The following is a 17,754-nucleotide window of genomic DNA, read 5'->3' as shown; positions in this document are numbered from 1 at the left end:
GTGATTCTTTAATTCAAATCAATATCATCTTTACCTCATCTTCATCCCTCTCTTTTAACCTTTTTAAAGTAAGAGGGGCCCAGGATTTCTTAACAATCGTTTTTTCCAATTTAAACCTTTAAGAAAGGAGGTTTGAACCATTAGATTTGCCTTTCAAATCATTTCCCATTGATTATAATGTTTTTGACTGTTAACAGGATTCAATTCCTCTCTCAGTAGATGAAGGAGAATAAGTACTAGATGACCCAAAGAATACGCAATCTGTCCGACTCCAGCTAAGTCAAAGCAAGTTAATCAAAATTTAGGAGGTATCATTGACATGATTAAAAAAATATTTCTCAGTTTGCTTATTGGAACCCTCGCAATATCTACCGCAGCTTGTGGAAGTAAACAGAATGAAAAACAAAGCGTTTCTACAGATGAAGAAGACTATGACAAATCTGTTTTTAGTAACAGTGTATTTTATGGAGATTCCTTATTTAAAAGGTTATCCGAGTTGTTAAAGGATTCAAATGTAATCAGTAATGCAGGTGCCACTGCTCAATTCGCGGTGCAAGATGTTGATCAAATAGCAAAAAGAGAACCGCAAAATGTCTTTATCTTGCTAGGGTCGGATGACATACTCATGCCTGTTGACTACCCCATAAAGAATTCGATGAGTCATTACGCGACATTCATAAAAAAAATAAAGAAGCAGTTGCCGGATACGAAGATTCATGTCTTATCGGTTACCCCGGTGACAAAAGAAGCCATAAAGAAAGAGCCGCGTTATAAAAATATTCCGGATTATAATAAGGCACTTAAAAAGATGGCAACGAAGGAAAAGGTCGATTACATCGATTTATATCCGATGTTTAAAAAGCATCAGAACCTGCATTCCAAGGATGGTGTCCATTTCAAAGCGGATTTTTACCCCCTTTTACTAAACTATATTGAAAAACAGATCCAGTCATCCAAGAAACAATAAAGGAGGGCATAATGATGGATCCAAAAGAAACAAACGTTAATAAATTCTCCCAGATCAAGAAAAGCCGTTATATGCCGGGGTTAGATGGGATAAGGGCGATCGCTGTATGCGCAGTAATGGCCTATCATTTCGGTTTTAAATGGGCTCCCGGAGGATTCTTAGGTGTAGGCGTATTTTTTGTCTTATCCGGGTACTTGATTACTGATATTTTGGTTAGACAATGGGGAAATACAGGGCAGATCGACTTGCGAGATTTTTGGCTTCGGCGCGCCCGTCGTCTGCTGCCGGGATTGTTCCTTTTACTGATCGTGGTGGCGGTATGGATGGGGCTGTTCCACTTTTCCCGGTTCGCTAACCTCTGGGGGGATTGGCTGGCTTCGTTTTTTTATGTTACAAATTGGTGGTTTATTTTCAGTGATGTCGGCTATTTTTCCCATTTTGGACAGTCTTCACCCTTATTACATCTTTGGTCCCTGGCTGTTGAGGAACAATTTTATCTGTTCTGGCCGTTTTTACTTTTATTGGGATTGCGTTTCATTCCAAAATGCAAGTGGCTCATCTGTGCAATCGTCCTCGTTGCACTGATTTCTGTACTTGATATGGCATTCCTCCATCAACCAGGGTTAATGGATACAAGTCGGGTTTATTACGGAACCGATACCCGTGCGTTTTCCTTATTGATTGGTGCAGTACTTGCATTATGCTTGTCCAGTGAAAAATTGACAGGAAAAGTTACTAATAATAAACGCTTACGAATCACCTTTGACACAGTGGGTATAGCCGGTCTTGTCATCCTATTTTGGATGTTTTGGCAGACGAATCAATACGATACGTTTCTTTACCGTGGGGGAATGGTTATTCAATGTTTGGCTACAGTTGCAGTAATCACCGCTGCGGTTCACCCGTTAACTTGGATCAGTCGTATTCTGGGATGCAGGCCACTCCGTTGGTTGGGCGTTCGTTCATATGGCATTTATCTATGGCATTACCCTATCCTTGTGTTGACTTTCACCTCTTCAACGTCGGGAGGAGTGCAGGCGATATTCCATATGATCATACAAATTGCAGCTGTATTTCTGATTGCTTCGATTTCCTGGAAATTTATTGAGAAACCTATCCGTTATAAAATGAAAGGAAGTATATGGAGGAAGAGCGGACGTTCCGGGGGCATAACAAGCTAAGCTGGGAAGCAATAATGAAGCGATAGTCATCATCCAATTTGGTAGTTAAAGAGCTCCTGTCGCAGGTACCAACATCGTTGAGAACCGTCGTCTGATGCCCATTTACATCTGGGATCATTGGACGACGGTATTTGTTATGACTAAATGTTTTTGGATGCCCTGAATTTGACACCCGAGGACTCACTTAAAAGCCTCCACTCATACTTACAGCCGTAGACAAGCCTAGGCCTTTTAGTGCAAAATCACCCTCTCAGGCCGTTAAAGACGATCGCAATCCTTGTCAGATTCTTTAATTGATATTCACATCATCTTTACCTCATCTTTTTTTCTTCCTATTAATCTATCCATATAGCAACAAATCATTGAAAAGAAAGGATAGCTAAAACCATGACATCAAGACGGGTTGGCAGTAGGAATCGTACAAAAAGAAGATTAAAGAGGAACGTTGGTATTAGTTTGGCCGCCCTACTGTCTATTGCCTTCCTAGTATGTTATTTCGCTTGGAATTCTGCTTCTTCATCCACGAAAAGTGAGCATGAAGCAATTGTGAAAAAGATATCTCAAGTTAAACCCGGAAAAGAAACCAAAAAGCTATCAACTGATTCAAAATCATCGGAAAGAAAAGTCGTTTACTTAACCTTTGATGATGGTCCTTCTTCCGTAACAGACGAGATTCTTGAAACCTTACGAAAATATCGTGCCAAAGCGACGTTTTTTATGCTTGCACCTCACATGAAGGAGCGTCCCGAGGTAGTAAAACAGATAGTTAAGGAGGGGCATGGGGTTGGTTTACACGGTGTAACACATGAGTTGGGACAGTTCTACCGTTCCAAACAAACGGTTCTCCATGAAATGAACATAGCCCAAAAAACACTTAAAAACATCACAGGCTTTCGTTCCAATATTGTACGCGTTCCGTACGGAAGCGTACCCTATTTGATTCAACCATTCAGGAAGGCTCTAAAGTCCCATGGATACAAAATATGGGATTGGAATGTCGACAGCGATGACTGGGATCTACCAGGCAAGGCGTATGTGACCAACACGATTCATCAAACCCAAAAATTAGAACAGGGCGGGGTCCGATCGATCGTGTTGCTTCATGACACCTCAAATACAGCGAAATATTTACCGAAATTACTGGATTGGCTGACGAACCATGGATTTCAAATGAAAAAAATTGATGCTTCCGTCCCGGTGATGCACTTTAAATGTTATGACCGTTGCCACCGTTTAAAGACCTAATCATCCAAAATTGATCAAGATCGATAAAATAATGAAAGAAGGTTAACTATGAAACAAAAACAAAGTATTTTAATGATCATATTGATTTCAATTTCCGTTTTGCTGCTTACTGCTTGTGGCAGCAACGATAAAGATAAAAACACTGCCAAAGGAGATAAGGACGATGACGTTTATAAGGTTGTCATTGATCCGGGGCATGGCGGCAAAGATAAGGGGTCTACAAGTGCGAGTGGCCGATATGAAAAAGCGTTTACTTTAAGCCTTGGTAAAAAGGTAGAAAAAATGTTAAAAAAAGAACCTGACATCAAGGTTTATATGACAAGGGATGATGACAGTTTTATTTCCCAAACAAGCCGATATAGACCCAAATTTGCCAATAAGCTAAATGCGGATATATTTATATCCATTCACGGAAATACCTTCTCTAATCCAGATGTTTCGGGAACCCAAACGTTTTATTATCACGACGGCTCCCTTCCTTTGGCCGAAACGATGCAAAAACATGTAGCCAAAGCCACTGGATTCTCCGATCGGGGTGTTAAGCGGAAAGATTTATTTGTCGTAAGAGATACGAACATGCCAGCCGTTTTGATAGAGGTAGGTTTTCTTTCGAATCCTCAGGATGAGGCCAAGATGTACACTGACCCCTTTCAAAAACGAGTTGCCGCTTCTATTGTGGATGGAATCAAAGAATACCGATCACAATCAAAAGAACAGGGTATCGGAGACTGGTTCTTTTAGGAGCTTTGAGGTTAGGCGCCATTCTGAATAATGGCTTTCTTTATTAGTTGGGTTATAATACGAAAATGGAGTGGTTAAGCAATAGGTCTGAAAAACGAAATAGTTGCCACTCCTTTTGGTTACTTTAAATTTATTGAAGAAATATAATTGCATTTAAGGAGAAGAACGAGTATGAATGGAAAGACAAGCAAAAGTAGGCATTTGATCGACCCGGAGATTTCCGGCGTCATTGATTTAATACCAACAAATGATCTTACTGAATCTATGCTTAAGGAATCACGGATCCAAACATTAGAAATGATGCAGAAGCGGGATGTCACGCATGAATTTCCAGTCACACTTGAAGAAAGGTATGTGCCAAGTTATTTTGGTGGTCCAGATATTCGATTAGAAATCATAAAACCTAGACAATTAAAATATGAAAAAATGCCTCTCTACTATTCGGTTCATGGCGGAGGTATGGTTATGGGAAGCGCAATGAGTGAACGTCCAGCTAGGTAACAAGATGGAAACTTCCATTAAAAAAATAAAGTGAGAAGGTTTTGAATGGTCACAATTCCATTATCGGGCGCAGTAATTGAATAAGCGGGCCATATAGTTGAATAAAATATAACTATTAAACGAGCGTTTTTGGATGACAAAAATTTTGACTTATCATTCAACTTACTTCATAATAATTTATACAGAACGTATGTTTTGTTGGTTAAACCGTAAAACGAGGGGGGGAGTAAAAGTGGAAAAAATAAAGTATCCAGAAGTATGGAACTTAGATGTATTTTTCCCAGGAGAGAGCGAATCACCCCAGTTGCAAGAGCATTTAAATTACATAGAAAAAGAAGTAAGTGATTTTCAGAGAAAAGTAGATACCTTCCGCACACATTGACTGGATTAGTTCTTTTCCTCAAAGATATAATATCAAAGTGGATTTGCAATGTAATGATGGAACATTATATTAGAACATTTATAAAGAAGTTATTCAACAAACCAATCAGCTGTTGATTAGATTTGTAGGGGGGAAGTCAATTATGCAACAAAAGAGGTCAAAACAAAGAAATGAAATAATTGGTTCTATTGTTTCTATAATTATTATTATAGGTTTTTTATGTCTTGATTTATATAACTTTTTTAATAAAGATTCGATTGTCGCTAAATCACTTGCAGCGGGTTCTTTTATCGTATTTATGTTTCTTTTTATTCTATTCTTAAAATCGGTTTTAAATCAGAAGGGTCCAGAAGGCTAATTATTGTCGGTATTTATATTGATTCCGATAATATATATTATGTAAACTAAAATTAAAAAATTCAATTTAAAAGCAATCCAGGTCAATAAAATACTAATCATCAATAGTGATTACAACGAGCGCTAAGCTATAAATAAAAAATCTCAACAATACAATACATTAATTAATACTTAAAGACTTTATTTCAGATAATAAGTTTGGTTGATGCTTAGCAAAGATATAACGATATCATGATCTTAATGAAAAACAAACTGATTTTGGAACACTAATGTAAAATGCTTTATTAATGAATAAAAATTAAAGTATTGCTGATTAAATATCATCAATGAATGTATAGTTTAACTGCAAAACTGAGTTCATCCGCAAAGACCTGATTTTTACAATGATATTGATTGTGATTGACTGAAAAAGTCATTTTAAGGCTTTTACTACAGTTTACCATTTATAACCAAACATAATTACGCAAAAATAACATTTTACGTAATTATTTTAAATCCTGCATTGTCGTTATGTCTTTACTTATCGATAAAAATTTAAGTCATTTTGACAAGAAAATTTGAACTTCCTTTTTCAAAAATAAATAGTAATTAAGTTGATTCACTCAAACATAAAAAGCTCGTCAGTTGTTTCGTTATTCCTATGTTGTTACATATTTTAATGATTAGAACTGGTTGAGTGTTAAGTCTTCCCTTTTCTGGATTAACTGCTTTGCATGGTTAAGCACTATTTAAGTACATTAGTTAACATGAAAATATAAAAATAACAATGCCGATCCTTTTAGTTTGAAGTCATATAGTGTAGCGTTAATGGCTGATTTTCTTCAATAGTCGCTTTATATAAACTTATATTTCCGACAGTTGGTTCAGAAGCATCTGAATGAACCTCAAAGTTTTCATTTAATGATAGGGTCCACACAGCTTCATTATTTTTCTTTAAAACAACGGCAAGTGTACCAAACTGCTTGATATTTTCCCACGTAAACAATTCAGTTTTATGATTTTCCGTAACAGAGATTCCTTCTGAGTTACTAATCACTTCGATGTTTTTCCCTTGCCATTTCCCGTGTATTTCCGCTCCAACGTAATAATAACTCGTACCATTTCCTCGATCCCCGTATGTTCCGATAAATTGTTGAATAGTATCATCACCTGTTTTATAAGTAACGGCTGCAATATCATTTGCTAACCACTTTACTTTATAATCTCCAACAATCTCATCTGATAATTTATCTTTTGGACGTGCGAAAATCCCGTAATACGATCTATAGTAAACGGCCTCCCCATTCTCTACATTTTCTTTAATGGATAAAACATTTGAAATCAGGTGATACGCTTGTTATATTCTTAACTTCCCTAGTACTGTCAACCAGTAGTACCACATGAACGATAATAAATACGACCACCATACTGACATCTATTAATTTATAACCTTTGGTGAGTCTAAGTAGAAGTGAGATTGCTAGAAACAAACAGATAACACAAACAATATTTATAATGTAAAATAATCGATTATCAATATACTCTAATTGAAATCTTTCATGAGCGAACAAATACCCTAATTGCAGACACAAGAAGCCAAATGCAAGAAGAAATAGAATCCATCCCATCACTTTTCGTATATGTCTATTCTGCTTCATTTGGCTGTACCTCCTTCGAAAAATCCCATGTTTTTCCGTTATCTTTTGATATCAATTTGCCTTTCACTTCTCCACCTTCATAATCACCATTAGGACCTTGATTAACCAAAACGGACAAATGATCACCTTCTTTTACGGGAAGTTCAGCTTGAACAAAGATTCTATCATACTTCTCTGGAATACTCATGACTGCTTCACTCCAAGTATTCCCTCCATCTTGTGTAACGTAAAAGTCCGGTTTCTGAGGATTTATCGTCCCAAAAGACAAAAATCCTGTCGTTTCATCTATAAACCCACCATCTGAAATTAATCTCGTTACTCCTGAATCGGTTGTTGCTTCCCAACTTTCCCCTCCATCATGCGTTAAAAAAACACGTGAATATTCCTGAGACATGGTTCGATCACCAGAAATAATTACATAACCAAACTGATCATTTAAGAAATCAACTTTTCTAAAACGCATGGATGGGAAAGATTCCGTAACAACCCCATCTTTCCACGTTTTCCCTTGATCGAGGGAGTATTTTAGTACTATCCTTTTTGATTCCCGGTTTGCACCTTCCGAATATAAGAACGCAGCACGATTTTCCGTAAGTATGTAGCTACCTTCAATCAATTCGTGTTTGTTTCCCCTGTACTCCCCTTCAAATAATAAGTCTTTTTCAATTGGAACTTTCACCCAATCATTTCCTTTATTGTAAGTCATGTTTAACTCGTTGTTTTGTAAAGTATAACTCATCTTATTATTATTTACTGGTTGTAACGGCTCAGGCTGAGGCTCTTTTCGTTCATTTGCTGATTTTGTATGCTCTTGCATTTTATTTGGATGATTCAGTTGTGGAAAAGTAATATGGTCTTGATTTTGGTATAAGCAAATACAAAAAATTAAGCCAACCATCATCATAATAGATAGGCTTAGGATAAAATATTTCATAAGCAGCCCCCCATATGTGTCCATTATTAATTTCTCTCATATTTCTTGTTAATGATAGTTTTTCAGTTTTTGGAGGTCATAAATGAAAATGCCGTGACGATCCGTTTCTAACAAGCCTTCCTTTTTCAATTGTCCCAATACCCGATTGATCGTTTCGCGTGTCGATCCAACCATGTTGGCAAAGTCCTGGTTAGTGATTGGCATATTTATACGCACCTCTTGATCATTTGTTTCACCCACTTCGTCGGCTAGTCTTAGCAACGTGCGAACGGTACGGTGGAAAGTATCCTGAGAAATGAGTTCTTGAACGCGTTGCTGTAAATTTAGTAACTTTTGCCCCATAATCTTCATGACCTTTAAAGCAATGGCCGGTTGTTCAATCAAAAGGTTATCAAAATCATCAATGCGTATAACAAACAATTCTGCTGTCTCGATAATTTCCGCAGTTGCAGGGTATGGTGTCGTATCAAAGAAGCCGATATGGGGAAACATTTCCCCCTTCTGTAGCAGATTGATGACCTGCTCGTTGCCGTTTTCATCAACCTTGAATATTTTAACCGATCCTTTTTGGATAAAATACACAGCCTCGCGTGGCTCGCCTTCCATGAAGATATACTGACGTTTTGAATACGTCTTTTTTTTCGTAATGGCTTCTAGTTTTTTCAATTCCTCATCATTCAGTTCACTGAACAACGGGAGCCCCCTTAAGATGTCCATCATATGCGGCATCTTCATCCCCCTTTTACAACGCTTATTCTACTGCACTTATTTTAATATAAAACTAAAAGGATGAAAATTGAAGAACTGTCAGTGTTAGAATTTGAAAGTTGAAGTTTTGTGAACACTTCATCTGTGTTAAAAGAGCCAGGGGAGCACCCTGACTCTTTTAGAACCTTAATTATTCAGGTCATCCGTCCCTTTAAAAAATTGAGAACAACATGTGCGGCAATTCGGCTTGTCATATTACGAAAGTCAACTGTCGGGTCAATTTCAACAATATCGATGGCGCCTATGGATGGTTCACTTCCAAGATACCCCGCGGCCTCAAGTAGAGTTGCACTGTCCATACCACCAGGACCGATGGCTGGACATCCCGGAGCAAATGCCTGGTCCAACACATCCATATCGACTGACACATAGATCACATCGACTTTTTCCTTCAAAGCATTCACGCTTTCTCGTAAAATGTCAGTGATGCTTCGTTTGCGTACATCTTCCATCGTATGGATAGATACTCCATGATCATGTCCATAATCCCGATATTCCCGGCTGTTTGAAAAATTACGGATGCCGATTTGGACAAGTTGTTCCCCTTTGATCGTGCCTGATTCTATCAAATTGCGAAAGGGTGTTCCGTTAGAGGGTCCGCCGTCTGTTAAATTGCGCAAATCATGGTGAGCGTCAAATTGAATGACGCCCACGGTTCCCTTAACTTTGGAAAAAGCCTTGATACTGGGAGCACTAACCGAATGATCCCCACCGAAAATAATCGGGAACATGTCCGGCTGTGATCGGAACACGTCATAAAATGTGTCCTCGATGCGTTGCTGTGACTTAATAAGATCAGTCACATGCATGCTAACATCGCCAAAGTCGTGTAATTGGGTCGATTTTAAATCAACATTGTCCTCAACCGCATACGTCGTATAGGAAGAAAAAGCTGATCGAATTGTCTCGGGCGCACTAGCCGCACCGGAATGACTGATTGATGGTTTGGATAGCGGCGCACCGAGAATACCGAATCCATCCACTTTTTCCCCGTTCCACGGTTTAATGATTTCGTGGGCTTTTGTGACTTCACTGTCTTTAAAACCAGCTTTTCCGGCAGAGTATAAATGTTCAAAATCAGCCAATAAGACCACCTCTTTCAAACACCTTTTCACCACTTTTGAAGACTGTGTTCACGTGATTCACACCGTAATGATACGGAATGTAAAGATAGTTGTCAGCATCCCAAATGACAATATCTGCGTTCCTGCCAACAGCAATTTTCCCTGCTTGATCACCACGACCAATGGCATTCGCAGCATTAACGGTCACCGCATGCCAAATTTCTTCAGGCGTCATTTTCAGATTCAAAGCAGCGAGATTCATAATGAATTGCAGATTTTCTGTCACCGAACTTCCCGGGTTAAAATCAGTCGATAGCGCAACCGCCGTACCAGCTTCAATCATATCTCTTGCCCGGGCATGGTTTTCTTTACCAAGATAAAATGATGTTCCTGGAAGCAACGTTGCAATGACACTATTTTCAGCAAGCATTTTCATGCCTTTATCAGATGTACCGACAAGATGATCAGCTGAGATCGCTCCTAGTTTAGCAGCCAATTCCGCTCCGCCAAGCGGGTCAATTTCATCGGCATGAATTTTGACGTTAAAGCCTGTCGCTTTTGCTTTTTCTAAAAAGTTCCGTGACTGTTCAACACTAAATACACCGGTTTCACAAAAGATATCAACATATTCGGCCAGTTGTTTTTCTTTAATTTCCGGGAGCATGGCAGCCATTTCATCTAAGAAGCCATCAGGGTCTCCCTTATATTCCTCTGGTATCGCATGAGCCCCGAGAAACGTCGATACCATATCCATTTTGTGCGATGCTTTCAATCGATTGGCCACACGCATTTGTTTCATCTCAGTTTCATAGTCAAGACCGTAGCCGCTTTTCGCTTCCATCGTTGTAATGCCGTATGACATCATCCGATCAAGATGGAACGTCGCTTTTTTAAACAGATCTTGTTCCGATGTTTCTCGTGTTGATTTGACGGTAGACAGAATGCCGCCACCCTGTTTTAAAATATCAAGATAAGGAACTCCCTGCTGTTTTAATGCCATCTCATGTTCACGGGAACCGCCGAATACTAAGTGTGTGTGAGGTTCAACAAGACCCGGTGTCACGAGCTTACCTTTACAATCAATGCGTTTTTTTGCCTGGAAATAATTCAAATCGGTTGTTGTTCCAACCGCCAGCACTTGACCGTCCTTGACAGCGATAGCACCATCTGCAATGACATCCAGTTGACTCATATCTTTTCCTTTAACAGGTCCATCATCTCTATCCATCGTTAATAATTGTTCGATATTATATAAAAGAATATCTGCTTGTGCCAATGTTTCCCTCACCCCTATCAAAATAGTACGGAAAATCGGCGAAAGAGATTCACCGCTCTTCCTTTATTTTATTGATCTAACATTGGAATACGAACATGCTTTTCTTTAGCTGTTTTTTCAGCAAGGTCATACCCAGCATCGACATGGCGTGCAATACCCATGCCTGGATCGGATGTTAGGACGCGTTCTAATCGTTTGGCGGCTTCTTCTGTCCCATCGGCTACAATAACCATACCGGCGTGTTGGGAATAGCCCATACCGACGCCGCCACCATGGTGTACAGATACCCAACTAGCCCCATTCACACTGTTAATGAGAGCATTTAAGATTGGCCAATCAGAAACAGCGTCGCTGCCGTCTTTCATGCCTTCAGTCTCACGGTTCGGTGACGCAACCGAGCCGCAATCGAGGTGATCTCGACCAATGACAATCGGAGCGGAGATATCTCCGGAAGCCACCATATCATTGATGATTTTGCCGAACTTGGCCCGTTCCCCGTAACCAAGCCAACAAATTCGTGACGGCAGTCCCTGAAATGCTACTTTTTCCTGTGCCATTCTAATCCACTTGCACAAATGCTTATTATCAGCAAAAGCTTTTAAAATAGCCTCGTCAATTTTTCGGATATCTTCTGGGTCACCCGAAAGCGCGGCCCAACGGAAGGGGCCTTTCCCTTCGCAAAACTGCGGGCGAATAAACGCCGGTACAAAGCCTGGAAAATCAAACGCGTTTCCAAGGCCTTCATTATAGGCTTCTTGGCGAATATTATTGCCGTAATCAAACGTTACAGCGCCTGCCTTTTGCAAGTCCAGCATCGCTTGTACATGATCGACAATACTTGTTCTAGCTTGTTTTAAATAGTCATCTGGATTGGACTTTCGGAGAACTTCCCCTTCCTCAGGTGTCATGCCTTTTGGCAGATAACCGTTCAATGGATCGTGCGCCGACGTTTGATCAGTGACAAAATCAGGCACCTCTCCACGACGGACCATTTCCGGTAAAACTTCAGAGGCATTGCCAAGCAGCCCGATGGAAAGCGCCTCTCCGTCTACCATCGCTTGTTTTGCCATACGAAGGGCTTCACCCAAGGATTCTGTCATGACGTCACAATACTTCGTATCAATGCGACGCTCAATGCGTTCTTTATCACACTCAATCGCAATGACAACCCCTTCATTCATCGTTACAGCGAGCGGCTGAGCCCCACCCATACCGCCAAGACCAGCTGTCACCGTTAATGTCCCTTTAAGCGATCCGTTAGTATACTGGCGCGCGGCTTCCGCGAACGTTTCATAAGTGCCTTGTAAAATGCCCTGTGAACCGATGTAAATCCAGCTTCCGGCTGTCATTTGTCCAAACATCATTAGACCTTTTTTCTCAAGTTCACGAAAGGTTTCCCAGTTGGCCCATGCCGGGACGATATTCGAATTCGCTAGCAAAACACGCGGGGCATCCGTATGTGACTTGAAAACAGCCACTGGTTTTCCGGACTGAACGAGCATCGTTTCATCGTTTTCAAGTATTTCAAGCGTTTCAACGATTTTGTGATAACTTTCCCAATTTCGTGCTGCTTTGCCAATCCCACCGTATACCACGAGATCTCCCGGTTTTTCAGCAACTTCAGGATCAAGATTGTTCATAAGCATGCGATAAGCGGCTTCCTGAATCCAGCCTTTTGTGTGTAATTCAGTCCCCCGCGGTGCTCGGATTGTTTCTTTTACATTGGACATGATACTGCCTCCCATAGCTAATATTGCTCTTTACAAAAGCATTTAAAAACATCTTCAAGTTATTAATTGTCCTACTCTATCTTCCACTTCTTTTAGAATTTCTTCTGTTTTTATTAGTGTTTCTACCTTTTGAATATCACTGTACATGACCCTGTCCTTCTTTAGCTTAGGTATATAGCTTCTTAAAATATTATGAGTAATTTCTATACCTGGGCTCGATTTTAAAGGCCGCAAATAGTCTATACCTTGACACCCACACATTAACTCTATCCCTATTACTCTTTGCGTATTAGCAATAACTTTTAACGCTTTCAAAGAAGATGATGTACCCATACTGGTATGATCCTCTTGTCCTGCTGCGGTTGGGATAGAATCCACTACAGACGGATTAGAATAACGTTTATTATCGGAAACCAATGAAGCTGCAACGTATTGGGGGATCATGTATCCTGAATTAGCCCCTCCGTTTTCAACTAAAAATGGAGGCAGATCACTGTGCTGAGATGATACAAGTCTAAAGACTCGTCTCTCCGATATATTGGCTATTTCCGTTAAAGAAATGGCCAAGAAGTCCAAAGCCATAGCCATTGATTCACCATGGCAGTTGGCTGATGATATGGCAACACCACCCGATTCACTATCAAATACCAGGGGATTATCCGTAGCTGAATTCATTTCCCTTTCAATCACTTGTTTGGCGTAATTTATCGCATCTTTACATGCTCCGTGAACCTGAGGAATTGATCTAATACTTAGAGCATCTTGAGTTCTATGACCTTTAAATTCCTCCGCTATTTCGCTACCATTTAATAAGTTATTCAAATTAGTCATTGTTGCTTTCTGTCCTGGATGAGGTTTCACACAACTAATTCTTGCATCATAAGCATCATTAGTTCCTCTTAATGCTTCAAAACTTACCATCGACACTAGATCAGCCGTTTTAAGAAGATTAATAGCATCATAGACTGCAATAGCTCCAATTGCTGTCATATCAACCGTTCCATTAATTAAAGACAATCCTTCTTTTTCGTATAAATCTATAGGTTTCAATCCAGCCCTCTTTAAAGCTGTTTCTCCTTCCAACAATTCCCCTTGATAATAAGCTTCACCTTCCCCTATAAGGACCAGACTAATATGTGCCTGATAGCTCAGATACCCCAATGACCCTTCTCTTGGAACTAATGGTATAACATTGTGGTTGACTAGTTTAATTAAGGATTCCACTGTTTCCAATCTAACGCCTGAATAACCTAACGATAAGTTTTTTATCATCATTACCATTACAGATTTCGTCATTTCCTTGTCTAAAGCTTCACCAACCCCGCATGCGTGACTGCGAAGTAGATTCTTTTGTAACTCTTTTGATTCTTCTCGATCAATTTTGATTTTGCTATTATCACCAATACCAGTTGTGATGCCATAAATAACCCGTTGCTCATTAACAAATTTTTTTATTAAACTTCTTGCCTGTTTAATTTTTTCTTTTATGTCATTCGATAGTTTTAAGGACACATTAAATCTTGCTATCGAAATTAAATCTTCAATACTTAGGTCACCTCCAGATATCGTTATCCTTCTCCTATCTGTTGTCATGAAAGCACCCCCGATACTCCGGTTACAATGTTATTTAGAACAACTATTATATTTATCATAAATTAGTCGTAGAAGATTCGACCTCAGTATTTTGTCCTTTGACATAAGTGTTTACTGTTGTCTTACTGGGAGGATCAACCTTGTCATGATTAAGAATTGATTTGACAGTAGAAAATATTTGCATAATTATCAGGAAAAGGACTGGAAATCCAGCTAACGTCGCCATTTGTTTAACAGCATCGATACCTGAGATTTCACCACCAGTACCAGACGTGACTGTTAGTAAAGCCATTAATCCCATAACCGATCCCCAAAAAATTTTAATTCTTGGCGGCGGTTCTGGATTCTTGATCGTGTTCCCGGTCGTCGTTAGTGAAGACATTGTCGTTGTTAATGAATCGGCTAATGTTGTGAAAGAAAGGTAAATGGCAACAAGTATCACCCAACCGATTATGGTTGAAAGGGGAAACTTTTCTAGAAAAGCAAAAAGTGATAATTGTAATCCTCCATCTTCAGTGCTAATAATATTCCAAAGCTGGCCGCCACTCTTCCAGTCGAAAAACATTGCAGAACCACCAAAGGCCCAAAACCATAATGCACCAAATCCACCGGGAAGCAATAAATTAAAGGTTACAAATTGCCTTAGCGTTCTACCGTAAGACAACCTCGCAAGAAACATTCCAATAAGGGGAGCATTTGCACCCCAGAGTGCCCATTCAAAAATTGGCCAATCTTTCGACCAACTCGATCCTTCCATTGGACTTAACCATAAATGTAACTTTGCCATATTACTTAAATAACTTCCTGCCCCCTGTGTACCAATATTGAAAATAAAGGCAGTTGGCCCCATTATTAACACAAAAATCAATAAAAATATAAATATCTTTGCATTGTTATCAGCAAGAAATTTAATCCCTTTTTGAAGGCCGGTATAACTAGAGATAATATATGTAGCTGTTATAGCAAGAATCAAAATAGCCCACAACACCGGACCGTCATTGATTGATGTATAATGTCCAATTCCGCTACTTATTTGCAATACACCTTCCCCCAGTATCGCAGCCATAGCACCCGCAATCGCAAACATACATACATTGTCAACAATTGTACCGGTTAATCCAAGGGCTCTTTTTCCCAAAATGGGGTAAAGTGTAGAGCTTACACTGTAGGGAAGTTTTAGATTATAGTGTGTATAAGCTACTGAAATCCCACAAATGACGTAAAGAGCATAAGGAGCAAGTGTCCATTGCATCATGACTGCAGCCATCGAAAAAGTTGCAGCCTCCTCTGAACCTGCATCAATTCCTAGTGCTTGTGGTGGATTCATAAAGTGCGTAAGGGGTTCGGCCGTTCCCCAGAATAAAAGACCTGTACCGATCCCGCCTGTAAGAGATATCGCAAACCATTCCCACTTCTTTATGAAAGGTTCTGCATCATCACCGCCAACCCTAATATTACCAAATTTTGAAAATCCTAAGAACAGGCAAATAAATATTAATACAAAGACAACTAAACTAAATAACCATCCAAAGTTATTAAAAGCAAAATTCACAATGACTGTTTGTAAATTGTAAAAACTAGTAGGTGCAATAATCCCAACAAGGACTGTTCCAATCAATAAAATAGCCATTGGCAAAAAAACGCCCCAACGTACCCTTTTACCATTCAATGTATTCCCTCCTTATATTTCGAATCCGCTTTCAATGATCATATTAATTTATAAACCTTTAAAAAAATAGATGTATTATATTTGAATAAAGCTAAATATTTAATCAATTAAACAAAACAACAAAAAAAGCAAGGTCAAAACCTTACTTTTCTTTATATTACTTACTTTTTTCGTGTTGTCTAAATTGGCGAGGAGATAAACCGAAATTTCTTTTAAAGACTCGACTAAAATAATTAGCATCACCATAGCCCACTTTATCCGTAATCTCCCGTACAGTCATCGTTGTTTCTGTCAGCAACCGGCAAGCCTTTTTCAAACGAATGTTGGTTAGAATTTGACGGAAGGATTGTCCTGTTTTCTTTACGATCAGATGGCTGTAATAACTTGGACTCATACCAACATGTTCCGCTACATCACGAAGTTCAAGATGACGTCGGTGGTAATGAGCTTCCATGTATTGCAATCCTCTTTCAATCACATCCGTGGCTGCATCTTGTTTTTGTTTGGAGGCGCCATCCATTAATACAAATACAAATAGAATCATTTCCTGAATAATGCTGAACATCACAGGGGCTGTCAAAATGGTCTGGAAAATATCATGATAATGCCTCTCAACTTCCTTCTGTTTATCTAAATGATACGTTTTCATAAATCGCCGAAATTGTGCCAAAATACTAGTAAACCGGACGCGTATCAATTCGGGATCAGGATAAGGGGATTGAAAGTCCGAAAAATTTTGATACAGCCAGTTCTTGACGCCTTGTTTATCTCCCTCTTCCAGAAACGTCATCCATTTCCTTTGCTCCTCAGGTGTCAAAAAAGGATCGATGGAGACAAAATCCATTTCATGGTTGACCCAAAATAGCTGCTGCATACCTTTGAAAAAACTGAGTTTAAATAGATTAATTGTTTTCAAATACATTGCATGTAAACTTGCTGACTCAACTGAAGCCGGATGAATGGCTAAATTCAGGCGGCGGTTGGGATATTCACTCGACCATCGCTGGATCATGCGTTGGCCTTCCTGTTGCAGGATAATGGTTTCATCTTGTTTTGGAACCCGCAGCACACAAGCAACATCTTTTCTTAGAACAAAGTATGTAACCGGATACGGCGTGGGATATTGGTCTAACCATTGATATAATGTCGATACATGGTCGGTCTTTTCAGGACGTAATAAAATCAAACTGTATTCTTGCTGTTTTAATGGCTGATTGATAAACAAGGATGGATAAGATATATGTGTACTGGATGGTTGGGTTCCTTTGTCCTCTTGAATTTTACTAATAGAGCTTTTGGCGGCTCTTTGCAAAGTTAATTTTAATTGTTCATGTGATAGAGGCTTGACAAGCAGGGAGATTGTGTGTAATTCAATAGACTGTACAGCTCTTTCAAAAACGGCTTCCACAGTTAAACAAATGACGGTCGGTACATATTGCCGAATCGTTAACACGATGTCGGTCATTCGATTAGATGGAATCATTTCCAATTCCAAACACACGACGTCAGGTTGATAGGATTCAATATATGACAGAGTATCATCAATATTGCCTGCTTCTCCTATTGATTCAAATGGGATACGATTGGATTGAATAAACCAACGTATCCCCATTCGTTCCGTATGATCTCGATCTGCTAATAATAGACCCGGCATCATTTCACCTACTTATTTGATGTCATCTTTATGATTTAAGTCTATATTAACATGC

The 17,754-nt window shown here is 39.3% G+C and carries 16 protein-coding genes; 7 read left to right on the top strand and 9 right to left on the bottom strand.

Features of this window, described 5'->3' with window-relative positions; genetic code table 11:
* Window positions 1-319 precede the first annotated feature (319 nt).
* The 7 genes from B9Y89_RS13560 to B9Y89_RS13535 all read left to right on the top strand — a co-directional run bounded on the left by B9Y89_RS13560 (window position 320) and on the right by B9Y89_RS13535 (window position 5,375).
* A complete protein-coding gene (locus tag B9Y89_RS13560; protein WP_085523742.1) occupies window positions 320-967 on the top strand; it encodes a GDSL-type esterase/lipase family protein in 648 nt (215 codons plus the stop codon).
* Window positions 968-981: 14 nt separating this feature from the next.
* Window positions 982-2,148, top strand: a complete 1,167-nt coding sequence (locus tag B9Y89_RS13555) for an acyltransferase family protein (protein WP_176222227.1) — start codon at window positions 982-984, stop codon at window positions 2,146-2,148.
* Between the two features lie 387 nt (window positions 2,149-2,535).
* Window positions 2,536-3,393 (top strand): polysaccharide deacetylase family protein, encoded by an 858-nt coding sequence (locus tag B9Y89_RS13550; RefSeq protein ID WP_085523740.1) that lies wholly within the window; start codon window positions 2,536-2,538, stop codon window positions 3,391-3,393.
* A gap of 48 nt (window positions 3,394-3,441) precedes the next feature.
* Window positions 3,442-4,134 (top strand): N-acetylmuramoyl-L-alanine amidase family protein, encoded by a 693-nt coding sequence (locus B9Y89_RS13545; RefSeq protein ID WP_085523739.1) that lies wholly within the window; start codon window positions 3,442-3,444, stop codon window positions 4,132-4,134.
* 171 nt (window positions 4,135-4,305) lie between these two features.
* Window positions 4,306-4,635: a hypothetical protein gene (locus B9Y89_RS13540; protein ID WP_085523738.1), complete on the top strand. Its 330-nt coding sequence runs from the start codon at window positions 4,306-4,308 to the stop codon at window positions 4,633-4,635.
* Between the two features lie 232 nt (window positions 4,636-4,867).
* Window positions 4,868-5,017 carry a M3 family oligoendopeptidase gene (locus B9Y89_RS18815; protein ID WP_139822806.1) on the top strand — a complete coding sequence of 50 codons (150 nt, stop codon included), beginning with the start codon at window positions 4,868-4,870 and terminating at the stop codon, window positions 5,015-5,017.
* Window positions 5,018-5,159: 142 nt separating this feature from the next.
* Window positions 5,160-5,375, top strand: coding sequence for a hypothetical protein (locus tag B9Y89_RS13535; protein ID WP_085523737.1), 216 nt, complete (start codon window positions 5,160-5,162; stop codon window positions 5,373-5,375).
* A gap of 777 nt (window positions 5,376-6,152) precedes the next feature.
* Here the strand turns inward: B9Y89_RS13535 and B9Y89_RS19405 are convergent.
* The 9 genes from B9Y89_RS19405 to B9Y89_RS13490 all read right to left on the bottom strand — a co-directional run bounded on the left by B9Y89_RS19405 (window position 6,153) and on the right by B9Y89_RS13490 (window position 17,699).
* Window positions 6,153-6,410: a hypothetical protein gene (locus B9Y89_RS19405; RefSeq protein ID WP_254901256.1), complete on the bottom strand. Its 258-nt coding sequence runs from the start codon at window positions 6,408-6,410 to the stop codon at window positions 6,153-6,155.
* A 587-nt stretch (window positions 6,411-6,997) separates the two neighbouring features.
* Window positions 6,998-7,945, bottom strand: a complete 948-nt coding sequence (locus B9Y89_RS13525) for a WD40/YVTN/BNR-like repeat-containing protein (RefSeq protein WP_085523736.1) — start codon at window positions 7,943-7,945, stop codon at window positions 6,998-7,000.
* A 48-nt stretch (window positions 7,946-7,993) separates the two neighbouring features.
* Complete coding sequence (locus B9Y89_RS13520; RefSeq protein WP_254901255.1) at window positions 7,994-8,674, bottom strand: Crp/Fnr family transcriptional regulator; 681 nt, start codon at window positions 8,672-8,674, stop codon at window positions 7,994-7,996.
* A gap of 173 nt (window positions 8,675-8,847) precedes the next feature.
* Window positions 8,848-9,798: a formimidoylglutamase gene (hutG, locus tag B9Y89_RS13515; protein WP_085523735.1), complete on the bottom strand. Its 951-nt coding sequence runs from the start codon at window positions 9,796-9,798 to the stop codon at window positions 8,848-8,850.
* Window positions 9,791-11,005, bottom strand: a complete 1,215-nt coding sequence (hutI, locus tag B9Y89_RS13510; RefSeq protein WP_085524742.1) for an imidazolonepropionase — start codon at window positions 11,003-11,005, stop codon at window positions 9,791-9,793. Before hutI ends, hutG begins: the two co-directional genes overlap by 8 nt.
* A 116-nt stretch (window positions 11,006-11,121) precedes the next feature.
* Window positions 11,122-12,783 (bottom strand): urocanate hydratase, encoded by a 1,662-nt coding sequence (gene hutU / locus B9Y89_RS13505; RefSeq protein ID WP_085523734.1) that lies wholly within the window; start codon window positions 12,781-12,783, stop codon window positions 11,122-11,124.
* Between the two features lie 54 nt (window positions 12,784-12,837).
* The gene (gene hutH / locus B9Y89_RS13500; RefSeq protein WP_085523733.1) at window positions 12,838-14,376 is read right to left on the bottom strand and encodes a histidine ammonia-lyase; all 1,539 of its coding nucleotides are present in this window, start codon (window positions 14,374-14,376) and stop codon (window positions 12,838-12,840) included.
* Window positions 14,377-14,431: 55 nt separating this feature from the next.
* The gene (locus B9Y89_RS13495) at window positions 14,432-16,045 is read right to left on the bottom strand and encodes a BCCT family transporter (protein WP_085523732.1); all 1,614 of its coding nucleotides are present in this window, start codon (window positions 16,043-16,045) and stop codon (window positions 14,432-14,434) included.
* 157 nt (window positions 16,046-16,202) lie between these two features.
* Window positions 16,203-17,699, bottom strand: a complete 1,497-nt coding sequence (locus B9Y89_RS13490) for a helix-turn-helix domain-containing protein (protein WP_176222226.1) — start codon at window positions 17,697-17,699, stop codon at window positions 16,203-16,205.
* Window positions 17,700-17,754: the final 55 nt, after the last annotated feature.

This window comes from Tuberibacillus sp. Marseille-P3662, from assembly GCF_900178005.1.
In the GTDB taxonomy this organism is placed as follows: Bacteria; Bacillota; Bacilli; order Bacillales; family Sporolactobacillaceae; genus Marseille-P3662.
Note: the sequence above shows the minus strand (reverse complement) of the source record. Positions and strands in the feature narration are given on the sequence as shown.